The 797-nt window shown below is 75.7% G+C and carries 1 protein-coding gene; it reads right to left on the bottom strand.

The annotated features are described in order from the left end of the window. Window positions 1-49 precede the first annotated feature (49 nt). The coding region (locus AC1DY2_RS20265) for a DUF6716 putative glycosyltransferase (protein WP_476764050.1) at window positions 50-797 on the bottom strand (748 nt) is incomplete at its 5' end.

The following is a 797-nucleotide window of genomic DNA, read 5'->3' as shown; positions in this document are numbered from 1 at the left end:
CGACTGAGCGTGCCGCCTGCGGCGCCGCACGAAACCCCGCGGGCCGGTGTCAGGGCCGTGCGCTGAGCGTCGTGAGCGCCGCGCGCAGTCGATGCATCCGCCGCACCACCGCACGCACCGGGAGCGCGACGATCATCGCGACCGCACCGGCCGGCGACGGGTCGTGGCGGCCCAGCATCCGCCGCCGCTCGTACGCGCGTCGCACCGCCCCGCCGGCCCGGTTGTGCCGACGCGGTGCCAGCGGCAGGGGCAGCGCCCGTCGGCGTTCGACGAGCTCCTCGAGCCGTTCGAGCCAGTCGTCGGCGGCGGGCCCGTGGAAGTAGTTGTCGTCGAGCCACGCGGGATCCGGATGCCTCGCGGCCCCGACCGCCACGTCGCCGGCGCCGCCGAACAGGCCGCTGCCGACGAACACCGTGTTGATGAGCCTCGGAGCCACGCCGAACTCGTCGACGACGAGCGCCGGCACCCCCTCGGCGATCGCCTCGAGCACCGCCGTGGAGCTCACGGTGACGAGCGCTGACGCGCGCCCCAGGTGCTCGGCCATCGGGCCGTCCTCGACGACGAGGTTCGGGGGCATCGAGCCACCGAGCTGCGCGCGCACGGCCGGGTCGGCGAGCAGGTCGGCGTAATCCCAGCTCTCGGCGTGCGTCTGGGCCTCACCGGCGCGGGCGCGCACCTTCACGACCACGCGTCGGTTCGGACGGCGGCGCGCGGCATCCGCGAGCCAGCCGAGCAGGCGCACCCGGTCGTCGCGCTCGGCGGGCACCTTCGCCTGGGCGGCGAACACGAGATCGGTG

The organism is Agromyces sp. P1_H4 (genome assembly GCF_056405255.1).
The sequence above is the reverse complement of the archived record's forward strand: the minus strand, read 5'-3'. Positions and strand labels throughout refer to the sequence as shown.